This is a genomic window from Bacillus altitudinis, assembly GCF_001191605.1.
GTDB lineage: Bacteria > Bacillota > Bacilli > Bacillales > Bacillaceae > Bacillus > Bacillus altitudinis.
Window position 1 is genome coordinate 575,135 of record NZ_CP009108.1, and the last position, 18,490, is coordinate 593,624.

20 protein-coding genes are annotated in these 18,490 nt (G+C 42.1%); 1 reads left to right on the plus strand and 19 read right to left on the minus strand.

Annotated features, from left to right (window positions below):
* Nucleotides 1–58 precede the first annotated feature (58 nt).
* From upp to prfA, 12 genes are all read right to left on the minus strand, one after another.
* Nucleotides 59–688, minus strand: coding sequence for a uracil phosphoribosyltransferase (gene upp, locus ID12_RS02865; RefSeq protein WP_003214553.1), 630 nt, complete (start codon nt 686–688; stop codon nt 59–61).
* Nucleotides 689–835: 147 nt separating this feature from the next.
* Nucleotides 836–2,083 (minus strand): serine hydroxymethyltransferase, encoded by a 1,248-nt coding sequence (gene glyA, locus ID12_RS02870; protein ID WP_024718755.1) that lies wholly within the window; start codon nt 2,081–2,083, stop codon nt 836–838.
* Between the two features lie 177 nt (nt 2,084–2,260).
* The gene (locus ID12_RS02875) at nt 2,261–2,800 is read right to left on the minus strand and encodes a TIGR01440 family protein (RefSeq protein WP_007497644.1); all 540 of its coding nucleotides are present in this window, start codon (nt 2,798–2,800) and stop codon (nt 2,261–2,263) included.
* Between the two features lie 12 nt (nt 2,801–2,812).
* The gene (gene rpiB, locus ID12_RS02880; RefSeq protein ID WP_003214714.1) at nt 2,813–3,262 is read right to left on the minus strand and encodes a ribose 5-phosphate isomerase B; all 450 of its coding nucleotides are present in this window, start codon (nt 3,260–3,262) and stop codon (nt 2,813–2,815) included.
* 141 nt (nt 3,263–3,403) lie between these two features.
* Nucleotides 3,404–3,862 carry a low molecular weight protein arginine phosphatase gene (locus ID12_RS02885; protein ID WP_017360042.1) on the minus strand — a complete coding sequence of 153 codons (459 nt, stop codon included), beginning with the start codon at nt 3,860–3,862 and terminating at the stop codon, nt 3,404–3,406.
* Nucleotides 3,863–3,925: 63 nt separating this feature from the next.
* Nucleotides 3,926–4,480 carry a manganese efflux pump MntP gene (locus tag ID12_RS02890; protein WP_017360043.1) on the minus strand — a complete coding sequence of 185 codons (555 nt, stop codon included), beginning with the start codon at nt 4,478–4,480 and terminating at the stop codon, nt 3,926–3,928.
* Between the two features lie 60 nt (nt 4,481–4,540).
* On the minus strand, nt 4,541–5,593 hold the full coding sequence (locus ID12_RS02895; protein ID WP_080987759.1) for an L-threonylcarbamoyladenylate synthase: 1,053 nt from the start codon (nt 5,591–5,593) through the stop codon (nt 4,541–4,543).
* Between the two features lie 161 nt (nt 5,594–5,754).
* Entirely contained in the window at nt 5,755–6,198 is a 444-nt protein-coding gene (locus ID12_RS02900; protein WP_046344667.1) for a GNAT family N-acetyltransferase, read from the minus strand.
* Nucleotides 6,199–6,261: 63 nt separating this feature from the next.
* Nucleotides 6,262–6,912: a stage II sporulation protein R gene (gene spoIIR, locus ID12_RS02905; protein ID WP_046344668.1), complete on the minus strand. Its 651-nt coding sequence runs from the start codon at nt 6,910–6,912 to the stop codon at nt 6,262–6,264.
* Nucleotides 6,913–7,075: 163 nt separating this feature from the next.
* Complete coding sequence (locus ID12_RS02910) at nt 7,076–7,555, minus strand: hypothetical protein (protein WP_050826682.1); 480 nt, start codon at nt 7,553–7,555, stop codon at nt 7,076–7,078.
* A 137-nt stretch (nt 7,556–7,692) separates the two neighbouring features.
* Entirely contained in the window at nt 7,693–8,580 is an 888-nt protein-coding gene (gene prmC, locus ID12_RS02915) for a peptide chain release factor N(5)-glutamine methyltransferase (protein ID WP_050826683.1), read from the minus strand.
* Nucleotides 8,570–9,637, minus strand: a complete 1,068-nt coding sequence (gene prfA, locus ID12_RS02920; RefSeq protein WP_008343422.1) for a peptide chain release factor 1 — start codon at nt 9,635–9,637, stop codon at nt 8,570–8,572. The genes prmC and prfA overlap by 11 nt, the downstream gene beginning before the upstream one ends.
* A gap of 210 nt (nt 9,638–9,847) precedes the next feature.
* Here prfA and racA point away from each other — a divergent pair, with 210 nt between their 5' ends.
* Nucleotides 9,848–10,399 (plus strand): chromosome-anchoring protein RacA, encoded by a 552-nt coding sequence (racA, locus tag ID12_RS02925; RefSeq protein WP_050826684.1) that lies wholly within the window; start codon nt 9,848–9,850, stop codon nt 10,397–10,399.
* Nucleotides 10,400–10,434: 35 nt separating this feature from the next.
* Here the strand turns inward: racA and ID12_RS02930 are convergent, their stop codons facing one another.
* From ID12_RS02930 to ID12_RS02960, 7 genes are all read right to left on the minus strand, one after another.
* Nucleotides 10,435–11,391 carry an AEC family transporter gene (locus ID12_RS02930; protein ID WP_017368214.1) on the minus strand — a complete coding sequence of 319 codons (957 nt, stop codon included), beginning with the start codon at nt 11,389–11,391 and terminating at the stop codon, nt 10,435–10,437.
* A gap of 91 nt (nt 11,392–11,482) precedes the next feature.
* Nucleotides 11,483–13,183 (minus strand): oxaloacetate-decarboxylating malate dehydrogenase, encoded by a 1,701-nt coding sequence (gene malS, locus ID12_RS02935; protein ID WP_017368215.1) that lies wholly within the window; start codon nt 13,181–13,183, stop codon nt 11,483–11,485.
* 279 nt (nt 13,184–13,462) lie between these two features.
* The gene (locus tag ID12_RS02940) at nt 13,463–14,065 is read right to left on the minus strand and encodes a thymidine kinase (RefSeq protein WP_007497666.1); all 603 of its coding nucleotides are present in this window, start codon (nt 14,063–14,065) and stop codon (nt 13,463–13,465) included.
* A gap of 87 nt (nt 14,066–14,152) precedes the next feature.
* Nucleotides 14,153–14,353, minus strand: a complete 201-nt coding sequence (rpmE, locus tag ID12_RS02945; protein ID WP_003215407.1) for a 50S ribosomal protein L31 — start codon at nt 14,351–14,353, stop codon at nt 14,153–14,155.
* Nucleotides 14,354–14,483: 130 nt separating this feature from the next.
* Nucleotides 14,484–15,767, minus strand: a complete 1,284-nt coding sequence (gene rho, locus ID12_RS02950) for a transcription termination factor Rho (protein WP_007497667.1) — start codon at nt 15,765–15,767, stop codon at nt 14,484–14,486.
* Nucleotides 15,768–16,131: 364 nt separating this feature from the next.
* Nucleotides 16,132–17,097 carry a class II fructose-bisphosphatase gene (glpX, locus tag ID12_RS02955; protein ID WP_007497670.1) on the minus strand — a complete coding sequence of 322 codons (966 nt, stop codon included), beginning with the start codon at nt 17,095–17,097 and terminating at the stop codon, nt 16,132–16,134.
* Between the two features lie 32 nt (nt 17,098–17,129).
* Complete coding sequence (locus ID12_RS02960) at nt 17,130–18,419, minus strand: UDP-N-acetylglucosamine 1-carboxyvinyltransferase (protein WP_007497673.1); 1,290 nt, start codon at nt 18,417–18,419, stop codon at nt 17,130–17,132.
* Nucleotides 18,420–18,490: the final 71 nt, after the last annotated feature.

Consider the following 18,490-nt stretch of genomic DNA (forward strand, 5'->3'; position numbering starts at 1 on the left):
CATATTTTTCAAAAAAGCCCACATGCACGTTTGCATGTGGGCTTTTCATGAATCATTCTTATTTTGTTCCATACATACGGTCACCAGCATCACCAAGACCTGGGATGATGTAACCTTTTTCGTTTAACTTCTCATCTAATGCCGCAATGTAGATATCAACATCTGGATGATGTTTTTGCATTTCTTCTACACCTTCTGGCGCAGCAATCAGACACATGAAGCGGATGTTTTTCGCACCGCGTTTTTTCAAACTGTTTAATGCTTCTACTGCTGATCCGCCCGTTGCAAGCATTGGGTCTACTACGATAAATTCACGCTCTTCCACATCAGATGGAAGCTTCACATAATATTCAACAGGCTTTAATGTCTTCGGATCACGGTATAAACCGACATGTCCCACTTTGGCAGCTGGAATGAGTTTCAAAATCCCGTCTACCATTCCAAGACCTGCTCTTAAAATCGGCACAACTCCGAGTTTTTTACCTGAGATCACGTTTGATTTAGCGACTTGTACAGGTGTTTCTACATCTACCTCTTCAAGCGGTAAGTCTCTTGTGATTTCAAATGCCATTAATGTTGCGACTTCATCCACTAGCTCTCTAAATTCTTTTGTTCCTGTATGAACGTCACGAATATATGTAAGTTTGTGCTGAATAAGCGGGTGATCAAATACATAAACCTTTGCCATTGCTTGCTACAACTCCTTTTCTGTCATCTTCCGGTGAACTTTGCACACTTCCTACAATTCTACATAAAAAGACATCATCTTTCAATATGATTCGCAAATCCTACAAAAAAAACCCACATGCCAAAAATAGGCAAATGGGTCTACATCTTAATAATCTAATTCTTGATATAGAGGGAAACGAGCTGTCAGATCAGATACACGCTTTTTCGCCTCTTCTAATTTCGCTTCATCTTCATGATGTTTCAGAGCAAGCGCAATGATGGAACCGACTTCTTTCATCGCTTCTTGATCGAAGCCACGGCTTGTCACTGCTGCTGTACCTACACGTACACCACTTGTAACAAATGGTTTCTCTGGATCATATGGAATTGCATTTTTGTTCACCGTGATACCAATTTCATCAAGAACGTTTTCTGCAATTTTTCCTGTAATGCCAAGAGAGCGCAAGTCGATGAGAACAAGATGGTTATCTGTTCCACCAGATACAAGCTGAATATCCTCAGATAAAAGGGTTTCAGCTAGTTGTTTTGCGTTATCAATCACATTTTGTGCATATGTTTTGAAATCTCCGTTCAATACTTCACCGAAAGAAACAGCTTTTGCAGAGATCACATGCATGAGTGGTCCACCTTGAATACCAGGGAAGATCGATTTGTCGATCTTTTTACCAAACTCTTCACGGCATAGAATCATTCCGCCGCGAGGTCCGCGCAATGTTTTGTGAGTTGTCGTTGTCACAAAGTCAGCGTAAGGAACTGGATTTGGATGAAGACCTGCTGCAACAAGACCCGCGATGTGAGCCATGTCCACCATAAAGTAAGCACCGACTTCATCGGCAATTTCACGGAACTTTTTGAAATCAATTTGACGTGGGTAAGCACTTGCACCCGCTACGATTAGTTTCGGCTTATGCTCACGTGCTTTTTCAAGTACATCTTGGTAGTCGATATGTTGTGTTTCTTTATCTACACCGTATTCTACAAAGTTGTACTGTACGCCGCTAAAGTTTACAGGGCTTCCATGTGTTAAATGCCCGCCATGTGATAAGTTCATGCCTAGCACTGTATCGCCATGCTCAAGGATTGTAAAGTATACGGCCATATTCGCTTGAGCTCCTGAGTGAGGCTGTACGTTCACATACTCAGCGCCAAAAATTTCTTTTGCGCGGTCACGTGCGATATCTTCTACAACGTCTACATGTTCACAGCCGCCATAGTAGCGTTTACCAGGGTAACCTTCTGCATATTTGTTTGTTAAGACAGAGCCCTGCGCTTCCATGACTGCTTCGCTTACGAAGTTTTCTGATGCAATTAATTCGATTTTGTCCTGCTGGCGTTTCCGCTCTAGTTGAATTGCTTTGAATACTTGTGCGTCTTGCTCAGGTAAATGTTTCATCAGCGAAATCCTCTCCAATCTATTTCCATTCGATGTTTTCACCATCTCATTGTACACGGTTTTTGAGTAAAATGTAAAAGTTTTTTTTGGAAAATCGACTTATTTTTTATGAAAACCCGAATATTCAAAGGGTGAAGCGTCTTCATCATTCAACATTATATTAGAAATATATCCGAACTATGATCTTGTATAAACGGCTCGTTCTCCGCCAATCAGCTTTGGACGAGTTTTTGCAAACGTCACATGTGCTTGTCCTAATTGATGACGGCTGAGACGGACCGGTACGGCTACCCGCTTTAAGTGCATGCCGATGAATGTATCACCGATATCAATACCTGCATGTGCTGAAATGGATTCAACCAGCACAGGGTGTTCCATTTGCTGATACGCATGAGCCGCCATAGAACCACCCGCCTTACGGACAGGTACTGCCGCTACAATCTCTAAGTTAAGCCGGTACGCCACCTCTTCTTCCACAACGAGGGCACGATTCAAATGCTCGCAGCATTGGAAGGCCAATTCAATTCCTGTCTCGCGTCTCAGTTGATCGAGCTCTTGATAAATAGCTTCAGCAATTTGCTCACTTCCCGCTGTCCCAATGTGCTCGCCAGCCACTTCTGATGTACTGCAGCCAATCACTAAAATGTGGCCGGCTCGCAGTTCAACTGTTTGATGAAACTCTTTTAACATCTCAAGCCAATCTTGACCAATGTTCATGTTAAGCGCTCCTTACAGGTGCTTTTCTTCGTAATCAGCGATTTTACCAATCCGCACAGCATGACGTCCTGCAGTAAATTCTGTTGTCAGCCAAATGTGAGCAATCTCTCTTGCCAATCCTGGTCCAATGACTCGTTCTCCCATCGCAAGAACATTTGTATCGTTATGTTCTCTCGTCGCCTTTGCACTGAATGTATCATGCGCCAGTGCACAGCGGATGCCTTTCACTTTGTTTGCTGAAATGCTCATACCGATACCTGTCCCGCAAATCAAAATGCCGCGATCGACTTCTCCGTTTGCCACCATATTGGCTACAGGAAAAGCATAGTCAGGGTAGTCTACAGAACCTGATCCACATTCACAACCCATATCAATGTATTCAATCTTTAATTCATCCATTAGTTGTTTGATTTCTTCACGAATATTCGTTCCGCCGTGATCGGATGCAATGGCTACTTTCATCGGGCAATTCCTCCTAAGGGTGAGTTAATCTGTCATGTCTTACATTCATTTTTTATTTACAGTTATATTTTAACCTCTGCCTAGTCATTTGCAAACAAAAGCAGAAAAACCGTTTGCGCAACGGTTTTACAGGTTGTCCATTTATGAGGATTTATGATCCTGTTTAAGCTTTTTAGCAAGTTGATACAATAGCGTTTCTAGTTCATCTCGTGTCTCCTGATAAATGGAGAGGCTCCCTCCAAATGGATCCGACACGTCACCTTCTGATCCTGTCGCAAATTCTTTTAAAGTGAAGACCTTGTCTTTCACATGAGCATATTGCTCCACAATCAACTGTTTATGCTGAATCGTCATGGTGAAGACATAATCTGCTTCATGAAGAAGTTCTTCTGTTAGTTTAGACGACGAGTGATTGAGTGGAATGCTTTTCTCAAATAATGCTTCGACTGCTTGAGGAGAAGCCTTCCCTGCATCAGAGGCGAAGATGCCCGCTGATTTTACAGTGACCTGTAAGCCTTTTTCATCTGCAATGGAGGAAAAAAGGGCTTGAGCCATCGGACTTCTGCAAGTATTTCCCGTACAAACAAATAAGATATTCATCTTTCGACCTCCTTTTCTTCTATTATATAGCATTTCATTCTACATGTTATGTAAGGAGACTGGCTAGAGCGGAAATAATAATTTGATTCCAAAGGCTAGTAAAATCAATCCACCAAGCGCCCCGCTGTATGAACCTACCCATGACCGAACCTGTTTACCGAGTAATAATCCAAGCCATGTGAGCATCATACTAAAGAAGCCAAACAATAAAATGGTCATCAACACCCGAGAACCGTAAATCCCCAGGCTTAAGCCAACGGAAAAACTATCTAAACTCACACTTGTTGCAAAAAGAACGAGACCGGCCCCAACAGGTGCGATAAATGGCTTATCTTCTTTTCGGATAGAAGCGATGATCATTTGCAGACCCAGCACCAAAAGCAGCGCCCCGCCAATATAGGTTGCTAGGAGTCCAAGCCAGCCAGATAAAAGCTGACCTGTCAGCATGCCAAAAAGAGGCATAAACATATGAAATATCCCAATGACAAGTCCAATATAAACGATCTGACGGAATCTCAGCTGAATCATCCCCATGCCGAGTCCAACCGAAAAGGCATCCATTCCAAGTGCAAAAGCCATGATACTGAGTGTCAGCAATTCGCCAGCTAGTTCATTCATGTAAATCCCCCTTGGACACGCATTCTCCTTTAACCTATGTTTGTCCAAGAGAGGTTAGAACTATTTGAATGAAGAGAGAGTGCGCCCTCCTGCCGCTTTTTGCAGACGGTTCATGATCGCAGAACCAACTCCCTGCTCTGAGAAGGCTTCTGAAATGATCAAGTCTACATCCGTTTCATCAAATTGTCTCAGCACACGATATAAGTTTGCCGCAACCGTTTCAGGCTTTTCTCTCCATCCACAGCTAAAGATAACATCTGCCGCAAACCATTCCTTCTTTTCTTCTGTCGTCAGCACACCTACTTTTAGCCCTTCAGCTCGGTACTTCTGAATGTGCAGCTGCATGTCTTCATCACTTCCATGAAATATATACATTTGTGCTTCAGGTGCATAATGTGTGTATTTCATTCCCGGCGATACAGGCGCCTCATCCTTTTTCGTCAACCCTGGATCCATGTTGACCGTTCCTACGACCTCTTCTAACGCTTCTTTTGTAATACCGCCCGGCCTTAAGATCACTGGAATCTCGTCTATACAGGATACAACCGTTGACTCCACGCCAATACCTGTTGAACCACCATCGACAATGCCAGCAATTTTCCCATCAAGATCACTCGCGACATGATCCGCAAGTGTCGGCGACGGTTTTCCCGAACGGTTGGCACTAGGCGCGGCAATTGGCAGACCAGCTGCTCGGATGAGTTCAAGCGCAACAGGATGATCAGGCATTCTTACGCCTACTGTAGATAAACCTGCCGTCACCTGCTTTGATAATGTGCCCGGCTTACAAGGTAGAACAATGGTGAGAGCGCCTGGCCAAAAGGCATCCATCAGCGCTGTTACTTTTTCATTTTCTATTTGCGCAAATTCATGAAGCTGTTGAACGTCCGCAATGTGAACAATCAACGGATTATCACTTGGGCGTCCTTTCGCTTCATAAATTTTTTTCACAGCCTCTGTCTCTTTTGCATTTGCCCCTAGTCCATAAACCGTTTCTGTCGGAAAAGCGACCACTTCATTCTGCCGCAACAACAGAGCTGCTTGTTCAATTTGTGGATAGTATGTGGATAAATCCTTTTTTAAATCCACAGACCACCTTTTTGTATTTAACATCATACAAACTCCTTTTAAAAAAGATAAAACTGTTGATATATCTCAATTATCCTTTTGAAAGTATAAAAGATGATGCTAAATAAAACAAGCGTTGTCCACAATTTGTGGATAACGCTTGTTTTACAGTGGATAAGTATGTGAATAAGTCCGGTGTTTTGTGATTAACTAGCTGTTTTTTGCAGCACAACCGCCTGCTCTTTTCCCAACGACTCTTTTGCATGCGCAGATACCCACACACTTTCTGGGATTTCCTCTATAGGCGTAAAGCCCATCAGCGCTAAAAAATCATGCGAGGAGGAGTGATTGGCTACAACATAAAAGGTGTCCACACCTTGTTTTTCCCCTAGCGTTTGAACACTTTGGAACAAAGAAACGATATGCCCTTGGCCGAGTTTATCTGATATCACAAGTGATCTTAGCAATCCTTCTTGTTCATTTAGTCGTTCAAGACCTAAACAGCCTGCAAGCTCACCGTCTGCATCTTCCATGACCACAAATGACGTACGCTCTGCAATCGTCACCCCGCCTTTTGCTTGGCCTTTTTCAAGAAAAGCATTAATGGCCGGAGCATCTTCTTCTTTCGCTATTCTTAATTGATAATACATGCTTTCACCTCTTTTTGTTCTCTTACTTCAACTCTATGAGGCAAAAACAGATTTAGACCTTTTTTAAGAGAAAAGACTAGAGACCCATTCGAACAGAAAGAATTTCACTTCACCCGTCTCTTCTTCTTTTACCACTTCATTGACAGATTCATTTGATTGCTCTGCGGCTACCTGCTCTTTATCATCTCCTTCTGGTGAGGCGATCGCTTCTCCGTTTGAAAAATCGATAAAGCAGAGCGGTGGGAATAACACACACCACCAATTGGCTCCGTCTCCTTCCCCTAACGTAATCAAAATGGCTTCATATTTCCCAGCAGGATAAACAAAGTTGCCATAAAGCTTTGTTGGAAATGAGGCTTTTTGAAAGCTGACCGATACGGATTGATCAATGTGTTGTTCCTTTAATTTTGCTTTGGCGATACGATTGATGTCTGGAAGCTTTGAACGAATCACACGTCTAGCTTCTTCAATGGATGTGAGGTCTTTCACCCACTCCGTTATATTGGCATTGACCTCATCTCGAATACTTCGTTTCACATCTTGATCTGCCGACCGGTCACTGTTGGCTAAAATGCGTAAACGAATGGCTTCATCTGGAATCACAACAGGCTGATTGGCAGATGCAGCTGCCGTCTCCTCTTTTCCAAGGTTTGCAAAAGCACCACATAATAATAGAAACATATAAAGACAAATCATCATTTTACTTTTGAACATGATGTGTTCCCCCCACTTTTTCTCTTCGCTAAAAACATTGTGTCCAGGAAACGCATCTCGTAAACAGCAAAAATGATTTTTTTAATAGATTATGAGTAAAAAACAACTACATGAGGTGAGCGAATCAATGTTTTTTCTGCATGCAAAAAAGCCATTCAACAACTTATGAACGGCTTTTTAGTGAGGATTGGTAATCGGAAGGGTACAGTCTCCCATCCCAATCTCGGCTGATTTTTAATCCCGAATCTGTTTTGATAACTGTCATTGCACCTTTTTTCTCAATTTCCTTTTTGACCTTTCCTTTATGGTCAATAAATTGAATGATCATTTCATAGTCAAATTCAATCCTGTCATCGCTTTCATCTGAAGGTGTAAACGTAATTTTTTTCAGTTTAATTTGACAATCTTGATCTTTTGCTGCTTCTAATACACTTGGAAACATGCTGTCTTGTGTATATTCTTGATATTCATGCTCGGTTAAATAATCCTTCAACTTCTCCTTCATGTCAGATAGGTCATCCGTCCGATTCACTGTGTATTGTGCTTTTTTATAGTTTTCCCCAAATGCTGCTGCTTCTTTTTTAAAGCTCGTTTTACCGCAAGCACTCACAATCAATAGTACACTGACGATGACCAACACCATCGCATACCTTCTGTTCACACCATTCGCTCCTTCAAAACAAATTTATGTAAAAAATCATGATCAGAATGTTCATTCTTCTATATATACGTTTCCCTTTTACCATAAGTTTCATCTTTACATAATAAAATAGTCCGACTTTATTCAGCCGGACTTCCGTTTTGAATGTGTGCGCAAACTGCTCGATCTTTTCCGTTGATGTCCTTGATGATATGAACATCAGCTGAAGGGAACGCCTGCAAAAGAAGCGCTTTTACATCTTGTGCTTGTGTATGTCCTATTTCAAACACAACCACCGCTTGCTGATGAAGTACCTTGTGGAGATCACAAGCGATACGCTCATAAAACCACAGGCCATCACGCCCATCTGTCAGCGCATTGACAGGTTCATGCTTTGTGACAACCTCTGATAAACCATCCATTTCTTCTGCCGCAATATAAGGCGGATTGGAAATAAACACATCGACTTTGATGCCTTGAGCCATAATCGGTTCAAGTAAATCCCCTTGGACAAAATGAACGTCTGCACCAAGCGCTTCTTGATTTCGCTTTGCTACTTCAAGTGCTTCATGTGAAATATCCGTCGCTGTCACAGTGAGAGATTCTTTTTCAAGAGCTAACGTAATCGCAATTGCACCGCTACCTGTTCCTACATCAACAGCTTTGAGCGGCTGATCATTAGGAAAAACGCGATTCATCATATTCAATGCCGCCAGCACCACTTCCTCCGTTTCAGGACGAGGAATCAGAACGTGTTTGTTTACCTCAAAAGGACGCCCATAAAAAAATTCAACACCCGTTAAATGCTGCACAGGCACTCCACGCTTGTGCTGCGTAACGAACTTGCTGAATTGTGAATCTTGCTTCTCTGGCAGTGGATCATGAAAACGAGCAAGAAGTTCACTTCTGCTCCATCCAAGCACATGCATCAACATTAACTCTGCTGCGTTTTGGTCTCTGCCCGCTTCCGTTAACAAAGAAGAAGCCCATTTAAGGGCTTCAAAGATCGTTCGCTCTTTATTTTGCATTTTGAAGTTTTCTTGCTTGGTCTTCCATAATTAATGCATCAATGACCTCGTCAAGTTTTCCTTCTAAAATTTGATCAAGCTTTTGAATCGTTAATCCAATGCGGTGGTCCGTCACGCGGTTTTGTGGGAAATTGTACGTACGGATACGTTCTGAACGATCCCCTGTTCCAACAGCAGATTTACGGGTTTGATCATATTCAGCTTGTGCTTCACGCTGGAATTTATCATAAATTCTCGCACGCAAAACTTTCATCGCTTTTTCTTTGTTTTTGATTTGTGATTTCTCATCCTGACAGGAAACCACTACACCGGTTGGAAGGTGAGTCAAACGAACAGCAGACATTGTGGTATTAACACTTTGTCCCCCAGGTCCGCTTGATGCGAATGTATCCACACGAATATCTTTTTCGTGGATATCAATTTCAACTTCCTCAGCCTCTGGTAATACAGCAACTGTCGCTGTTGATGTATGAATACGGCCGCCTGACTCAGTTTCTGGAACACGCTGCACGCGGTGTGCACCGTTTTCAAACTTTAGTTTAGAATATGCACCTTTACCGCTAATCATAAAGATGATCTCCTTATAACCGCCAGTTCCAGTGACACTCGCTTCCATGACTTCCGTTTTCCAGCCTTGCATTTCAGCATAACGGCTGTACATCCGGTACAGGTTTCCTGCAAACAGTGCAGCCTCTTCTCCGCCCGCTGCACCACGAACCTCCACAATAACGTTCTTATCGTCATTCGGATCTTTCGGGATGAGTAAGATTTTCAGCTCGTCTTCTAAACGTTCTGTTTCCTCTGTGAGCTCTGAAATTTCTTCTTTGACCATGTCGCGCATATCGGCATCGAGCTTATCTTCCAGCATGGCTTTCGCATCACTTAGCTGATCATATGCCGCACGATATTGTCTATATACCTCAACAGTTTCTTGAATATCAGATTGTTCCTTCGAATATTCACGAAGCTTCTTAGGGTCGTTCACCACTTCAGGGTCACTTAAATATTCATTTAGCTTTTCATAGCGTTCTTCAATTGATTTTAAACGGTCTAACATGGTCTTCACCTCTGTTTTGTGCGTAACAGTCTAATTATAGTATAGCGGGGTATGACAGTCAAAAAAATTTCCAAAACAATTGATTTTCTGCAATTTTTCACTAGAAAACACGATCTTTGGCGATTGGTTACTTGTTTTGTCTAACGTGAAGGAACGGATGCTCACGAAAGAGAATGGTACTTGTAATTGAAAAAAGGGAGGGCATTTGGTTTGAATACAAATGAGGTTGCAAAGGAAATTGGTGTATCTTCAAAAACCATTCAGCGCTGGGTCAAACAGCTCAACATCCCTGTCGCCCGGAATGAACTAGGACATTATGAATTTCATGATGACATTGTCCAGCTGCTCAAAGAGGTCCAACACCAAATGAACGAAGGTGTGATTCTCCATGACATTAGACTGCCGATCCATGAAGAAACCGCCCAGCAATTATCACCTACTGTAGAAACTTCTGACTCATCAAAACGGATAGAAGCCTTAGAAAAACAAATGAAACAGCTCCTTCAAGAGCAATCACACGTCAGTCATATTGAAGCGCGTTTTCAAGAAATGGAACGGAAACTCGCTAAGAAAGCAGATGAAGGCGTTTCCTACCAGCTCCTCCAGCACAGAAGAGAAATTGAAGAATTAACTGCAAAATTAGAACGCCTCACAGCCGCATTGACAAAACCAAAACCATTGAAAGAAGAAGAAAAGGAAGAGGCACACCCCGAAATGAAAAAAAAGCGTGTGCTCTTCCCTCTGTTTCATTCATTTCGCTAAGAAAGGCTGCCTAACGAGGCAGCCTTTCTACTATATTATACGGTAAGTGCAATAATGATCGGTAATGTAATGAGTGACATGATCGCACTGATCACAAATGCGGATGCTGTTTCTGCTTCCTGTTTCTCAAATCGAGTGGCGATCATGGCCGCAACAGCTGAACCTGGGAAGGCAACAAGCAATACAGCTTTTGTAATTTCATCCGCCGAAAGTCCCATAAGAATGGCGATAAAATACATAAGTAACGGTTGTACAGCTACTTTGAGCAATGCGATACTGAAAGCTGGTAAGCTCAGTTTAATTTTGCGGATACCGACTGTGACACCGACTGCAAAGAGCGCAACCCCTGATGTCACACTTCCAATTTCCTCTAGCATTTCATGTCCGATTTCAGGAAGTTTAAATCCTAAAAGAACAAGAATGATACTTGCTAACGGTGCAAGCGCAAGCGGCTCTGATAAACCGTGCAAAATCGCTTTCGTCGTCATTTTTAGGAAACTTTCGCCGTCTTTGGCTTTTCCTTTTGTTTTTTCACCGACAGTTGACACAATAATAGCAATTGGATCAAGCAATGCATTTACAACTATTCCGGTAATAGCAATCGGAATTGCAACTTCTTGAGCCCCAAATAAACTGCCCAAGACCGGAATCCCCATAAATGCAAAGGTCGGTTGTGCTGAGTTTAATGAGAAAACAGATGAATCTGTTAAATCATATTTAAAAGCAAATTTCGTAACTAAAAGGATAATGATATAAAAGCCTACGATTCCGAAAATCAATGCAACGAAAAATGGAATTTGACTATAGAATTTATCTTTTGGTGTTGACAGAATGCTGGCGATAAAGTGCGCTGGCAAAGCATACTTTGTAACAAGTGTACTTACACCTTTTGCAGATTTAGCGTCATAGCTGCCGAAGTTCCCTGCGAACCAACCCAGCGCGATAACGAAAAAAATCGGTGCTAGGAGGATCAAAATATTTAAAAAGTCCATCTTACTATTCCTCCTTGAATCCTTTACATGTTTCTTATTTTATAGCGGCATTGCTTACATTACCCGAAACAATGCCGCGTTACACATTTTATTATGCTCTTACAATTTTTTTATATTCAGGAATCCACATAGCATCTTTCACAGCTTGTTCAATGTTTTCAGGTGTTTTTCTTGCGACACCATCTTTAATTGCTGCTTTTGCCACTTCAATAGCTACTTTGATAGAAACTTCTTGTAACTTATCAATGCTTGGAAGTAGACCAGCACCTGGTTTATCATGATCAACCATTTCAGCAATCGCATCCGCTGAAGCAACGAACATGCCTTTTGTGATGATTTTTGATTCCGTTACGATTGAACCAAGACCAAGTCCAGGGAAAACGAACGCATTGTTTGATTGTCCGATTTCATGTTCAATTCCGTTATACTCGACATTTTCGAATGGGCTTCCAGTTGCAACAAGCGCACGACCGTCTGTCCATTTGAATAGATCTTCCGGTACTGCTTCAGCAAGTGGTGTTGGGTTAGACATCGGCATGATCACTGGACGCTCTGTATGAGCTGCGATTTCTTTAATAATTTCTTCAGTGAATGCGCCGCCTTGACCTGATGTACCAATAAGAATAGTTGGCTTCACCTTGCGAACAGCTTCAGCAAATGAGATTTGTCCTTTTTCATCACGAGCCCAGCCTTCTACTTCATCAGAAGAACGAAGGTATGGTTTTTGGAAATCAAGCACTTCATCTTCAAACTGATCTGTTAGCAATCCTCTGTAGTCTAACGTCCAGAATGCATTGTTTGCTTCTTCTTCACTTAGACCTTCAAGAACCATTGTGTCACGCATTTGATCGGCGATTCCGATTCCAGCTGATCCAGCTCCGAAAATCATCACACGGTGATCTTTCAATTGAGTACCAGTTTTCTTGACAGCTGCAAGAACACCCGCTAAAGTAATGGCACCAGTACCTTGGATATCATCATTAAATGTTAAGATGTTGTCGTTGTATTTTTTCATGATGTTACGCGCATTTTTGTTTCCAAGGTCTTCCCAGTGAAGCAATGCTTTCGGGAAGAATTTAAGTGCTGCTTTGACATACGCATCAATGAACTCTTCGTATTTTTCACCTTGTACACGTTTGTGGTGGTTCCCGATGTACAATGGATCATTTAATAATTTCTCATTGTTAGTTCCAACATCTAATACAACTGGAATCACGCGGCTTGGATCAATCCCTGCTGCAGCCGTGTAAACAGCTAATTTACCAATTGCGATGTTGATACCACCAACACCCCAGTCACCAATTCCAAGAATACTCTCAGAGTCAGTTGCTACGATGAGGTCGATGTCGCCTGCTGTTGCATGTAAGTTTTCAAATGCTTTCTCAATACCGTCAATGTTGTCGATTGAAAGGTAGACACCATGAGGTCTTCTGTATTCATGGCTGTATTCTTGAATCGCTTCACCAACAGTTGGTGTGTAAACAACAGGAAGCATTTCACGAAGCTTGTCCGTTAGAAGCTTATAGAATAATACTTCGTTACGGTTTTGCAAATCACTTAAGTATACGTTTTGACGAAGACGATCTGGCTGAGCTAGAAATTGTTTGTATGCTCTCTCTGCTTGCTGTTCTAAAGTCAGAACAGTTGGAGGAAGTAATCCTTCTAGTCCAAGCTCTTGTCTTTCTTCTTCAGAGAAAGCAACGCCTTTGTTCAACGTTGGAATCGATAATACATCTTTACCTGTCAAAGTGGTTTCGAGGTACCCTTCTTTTGTTTTCTTCACGTTGTTCATCAAAAACTACCCTCTTTCTAAAATATAAATAAAGTGAACTATTAATACAAAGAACGATCAAGGAGAAAAATCCTTAATCAAAAAAATTATGACAAGAAATCGAACTTTTCGTTTAAATGCTTTACACTACAGTTAGTCATTTTATGCCTGCTTATACCAAAACGCAAGCGTTGAAAATTAGATAATTTTTTCGTAGCGTTATTTAATTTATTTAAGTACAAATGATGGGTGTTCAGCCAAAAACTCGAAAAACGAAACACAGCGGCATTTGCTATTTTTTTAATTGTCAAGTGTTGTACCAACATCTAGTTTTGGTACTTCATGGTGATGTCTGCATCGTGCTTCGTATGATTCCTGCGCACCTACTAAAATAATGGGATCATCATAGGATGCGGGTTTACCGTCGATCAAGCGTTGTGTTCTACTCGCTGGGGAGCCGCATACCGAACAAACTGCTTGAAGTTTTGTTACAAGCTCTGCACATGCCATTAAATGCGGAACAACACCAAATGGCTCTCCTCTGAAGTCTTGATCAAGGCCTGCAACAATGACTCGGTAGCCTTTATCAGCCAATTGAGTGACAATATCAATGATTGTCTCATCAAAAAATTGCACCTCATCAATGCCAATGACATCGGTTCGTTCTGATATGTGCGTTATTATGTCTTTTGGTGAGGTTACTGCAATCCCATCGACCGATGAACCGTTATGTGACACAACTGAGCTTGTGCTATACCGGTTATCAATCGCTGGTTTGAATATTTTTACTTCTTGTTTGGCAAAGGTGGCTCTTTTGGCTCTCCGAATCAATTCTTCCGACTTTCCAGAAAACATACTTCCGCAGATGACTTCAAGCCAACCGCTTTGTTTCATCACATACATAAGGTCTTCTCCCCCGTTTTAAAGTTCCATCAATCCACGTAAAAAAACAGGCAAGAACGGATTCCTGCCTGTTTATTGTATCTATTATTACTTAAGACCGTATTTTTTGTTAAAGCGGTCAACACGTCCATCAGCAGAAGCGAATTTTTGACGGCCTGTATAGAAAGGATGGCACTCAGAGCAAATCTCGATGCGTACCTCTTCTTTTACTGATCCAGTTTCAAACTCATTTCCACAAGCGCATTTGACTGTAGCTTTTTTGTAGTTAGGATGAATTCCTGTTTTCATCTACTGTCATCTCCTTCCGCCCTGAATCCAATTCGGAAACAGAGTTAATATCTCAGAATAAATTCTGAAACGCACATGATAAAATTATAACAGTGTAAGTCTATGATTGCAAATGTATTTTTTCAGGAAGCTATCTTCTTGATGCAGACATATTTGCTTGTTTCCACTCTTGCGTTAAAATATCGAAAAATTCTTGGTTTGTCTTTGTTTTTCTCATTTTGCGCATGAATTTCTCAGCGAAATCAGGTGTATCTGACATTGATTTTCTCATCGCCCATAGACGATCAAGATGCTCTTTAGGCACAAGCAGTTCTTCTTTTCTTGTACCGGAACGACGAATGTCGATGGCTGGGAAAATTCTTCTTTCTGCAAGAGAACGATCTAAATGGAGCTCCATATTTCCTGTTCCTTTAAACTCTTCATAAATCACATCGTCCATACGTGATCCCGTATCAACAAGTGCAGTAGCTAAAATGGTCAAGCTCCCACCTTCTTCGATGTTACGCGCAGCACCAAAGAAGCGTTTTGGACGGTGGAAAGCCGCTGGATCAATACCGCCGGAAAGCGTTCGGCCGCTTGGCGGGATGACAAGGTTGTATGCACGAGCAAGCCTTGTGATGCTGTCCATTAAGATGATGACATCTTTTTTATGTTCAACTAGACGCATCGCACGCTCTAATACAAGCTCTGCTACTTTAATGTGGTTTTCCGGTACTTCGTCAAAGGTTGAGCTAACGACATCACCTGCAACAGATCGTTCGATATCTGTTACTTCCTCTGGACGTTCGTCAATAAGAAGAACAATCAGTTCCGCCTCTGGATGATTTTCAGAAATGCTGTTGGCAATTTCTTTGAGTAAAATGGTCTTCCCTGCCTTAGGCGGCGCAACAATTAATCCACGCTGTCCAAAACCAACTGGTGCCATCATATCCATAATTCTAGTAGACAGATGATTAGGCTGTGTTTCAAGAATCATTTGACGATCAGGGAATAGCGGTGTGAGAGCAGGAAAGTGAACACGTTCCTTTGCTGATTCTGGGTCGTCCCCATTTACCGCTTCGACATGAAGGAGGCCATAGTAGCGTTCATTCTCTTTTGGAGGTCGTACCTTTCCAGACACCTTATCACCATTTCTTAAATCAAAGCGTCTGATTTGTGAAGCTGAAATATAAATGTCTTCAGAGCTTGGGGAGTAGTTAATTGGTCTTAAGAAACCAAATCCCTCTGACTGAATAATTTCTAGAACCCCTTCCATAAATAAGAGATCCTCTTGCTCAGCATTCGCCTTTAAGATGGCAAAAATTAATTCTTTTTTTGTTAGTTTGCTGTAATAAGAGATTTTGTACTTTTTTGCTAACTCATACAGCTCTTTTAATTTCATATTTTCCAAAGATGAAATCGAAACATCTTTCAATATGGACACCACACTTTTCTAGTCAATGTATTTCATTACGAATGCATGACTATTGTATTTGATTAGCTTTTAATTCCGTTTTTGTTGGAATGACCTCGCTCTCATGGTAACGCTCCCACTCGTTTTATCGTAAAGATAGGAACAATGTGAAATTGAGCTTTGTCAACATAGAGAAGGATAATGAGTATATCGTCATGATGCGGCAGTATTTAAACTTGTTGAAGCTTAAAAGAAGTAAATTCGTAGAAAATTTCGCAGCACTCTTTAGTTTTACCTCATTTGCAGGGAATATTCAACTTTAAAAAGAAAATGATATATATTTGACACCTATATGAAAAGCGGGTAAAGAATACCCGCTTTCAGATTACGGACGAATGACAAGATTCGGTTTTTTCTTTAAACTGTGTCTGCCATCGACGAATCGAACAGTACCTGATTTCGCACGCATGACAACACTATGTGTTGTTCCAACAGAGCCTTTAAATTGAACACCTTTTAATAACTCGCCATCTGTTACACCTGTCGCTGCAAAAATGGCGTCATCGCCTTTCACGAGGTCTTCCATTCTGAGGACTTTTCCAACATCCAGTCCCATTTTCTCACAGCGTCTCAGCTCTTCTTCACTTTGTGGAAGAAGCTTACCGTGGATTTCTCCACCAAGTGCTTTAAGCGCAACAGCAGAAAGGACACCTTCAGGCGCTCCACCTGAACCAAATAGAATATCAACACCTGTGTGATCAAATGCTGTATTAATGGCTCCTGCAACGTCACCATCATCGATCAGCTTGATTCTTGCTCCAGCTTCTCTCAGCTCAGCAATGATCTTTTCATGTCGCTCTCTGTTTAAAATTGTCGCAACAACATCTTCAATATCTTTGTTTTTCGCTTTTGCAACAGCACGAAGATTGTCAATGACAGGCGCTTCAATGTCGATGCAGCCTACCGCTTCTGGACCTACTGCGATCTTATCCATGTACATATCAGGTGCATTCAGCAAGTTGCCATGATCTGCAACAGCGATAACAGCTAAAGCATTCCAGCCGCCGCTCGCCACAATATTTGTTCCTTCCAATGGATCAACAGCGACATCCACGCGAGGTCCATATCCGTTTCCAAGCTTTTCCCCAATATAAAGCATTGGCGCTTCGTCCATTTCTCCCTCGCCGATGACCACAGTTCCCTTCATCGGAATCGTATCAAATACATCACGCATGGCACTTGTTGCAGCATCATCCGCTTCGTCTTTTAAACCTCTACCCATCCAACGAGCAGATTTTAATGCAGCTGCTTCTGTCACCCGTACTAGTTCCATCGATAAACTTCTTTCCATTTTTGTCCAAATCTCCTCTCACAGTCAAAGCCTTATGAATTTTGAAGTTCTTCTATTTCTTGGTCATTCAGCTTTTCACGCCAGATGGTTGCACCCAAGCCTTCAAGCTTCTCCTCAAGCATACTATATCCTCTGTCTATATGTTCAAGCCCTGTGATTTCGGTCACACCGTCTGCCATTAACCCTGCAACAACGAGACAAGCACCTGCTCGCAGATCACTTGCTTTGACCTTTGCACCTTGAAGCTGCGTTTGACCTGTAATAATGGCAGATCTTCCTTCCACCTTCATGTTAGCACCCATTCGACGCAATTCGTCAATGTGTTTAAAGCGGGCAGAGTAAATGGTATCTGTCACGACACTCGTGCCTTTCGCTTTTGTTAACAAAGCCGTCATCGGCTGTTGAAGATCGGTCGGAAAGCCCGGATACACAAGGGTTTTGATATCGACAGGCTTGAGTCCTTCATTTCTGCCAACGATCAGCATTTGATCGTTGCTTGTTTCAATTGTGAATCCCATCTCTCTAAGTTTCGCCGTAATTGATTCTAAATGAGTTGGGATCACATTATCAAGCACAACTTCATCCCCCATCGCTGCACCTGCAATTAAAAATGTACCTGCTTCTATGCGGTCAGGGATGATGGAATGCCTGCAGCCATGAAGAGATTCCACACCTTCGATCCGAATCACATCCGTCCCCGCACCTTTGATTTTAGCTCCCATGCTTGCAAGCAGTGTCGCTACATCAATAATTTCGGGTTCTTTTGCGGCATTTTCAATCACTGTTTTCCCTTCAGCTAGCACGGCTGCCAGCATGATGTTGATGGTCGCACCTACACTGACAACATCAAGATAAATACGGGCTCCGACTAATTTTTCAGCGCGCAAATAAATCGCACCCTGTTCGTTTGTCACCTCGGCTCCAAGTGCTTCAAAGCCTTTGATATGCTGATCGATCGGTCTAGGTCCTAAGTGACATCCTCCTGGCAATCCAATGACAGCCTGTTTGAATCTACCGAGCATGGCGCCCATTAAATAATAGGATGCTCGTAGTTTCTTCACTTTCCCATTAGGAAGCGGCATACTGATCATGGAGGCAGGATTGACAACCATCTCACCTTTTTCAAACGTGACCTTTCCGCCAATCTCTTCTAACAGATCTCGTAATGTGTCAATATCTGAAATATGCGGAAGGCCTTCAATGGTTACTGGAGAATCAGCGAGAATCGTGGCAGGAATCAGTGCCACAGCACTATTTTTCGCACCACTAATATGTACGGTCCCGCGCAAGGGGTCACCGCCGGCAATGTTTAACTTTTCCATATTTGTCTCCCTTCTTAAAGAAGATCACTGTTGGAGTTATACTGTTTGTGGATGTCGCGCTTTAAAAGGTC